The sequence below is a fragment of the Rhizobium sp. IY2 genome, assembly GCF_047532935.1.
GTDB classification, from domain to species: Bacteria; Pseudomonadota; Alphaproteobacteria; order Rhizobiales; family Rhizobiaceae; genus Rhizobium; species Rhizobium anhuiense.
In genome coordinates this window covers 1-214 of sequence record NZ_JBLKNU010000071.1, presented here as the reverse complement: position 1 = coordinate 214, position 214 = coordinate 1, and the positions used below count along the sequence as shown (strand labels likewise).

1 pseudogene is annotated in these 214 nt (G+C 66.4%); it reads left to right on the top strand.

What is annotated here, in order from left to right:
• A pseudogene (locus tag ACMUVN_RS33440) lies at positions 1–214 on the top strand (hypothetical protein); the annotation flags it as partial.

Genomic DNA, 214 nt, shown 5'->3' with positions numbered 1-214 from the left:
CAGCTTCACCGGCATCGGCAATGCGCTCGCCAACACGATCACCGGCGGTGCCGGCAATGACACGCTGAATGGCAGCGCCGGCGCCGATACGCTGATCGGCGGGGCGGGGGATGACATCTATGCCGTCGACAATGCCGGCGACAGCGTCACCGAAAGCGCCAGCGAGGGGACCGACACGGTCCGCACGAACCTGGCAAGCTATACACTTGGCGCC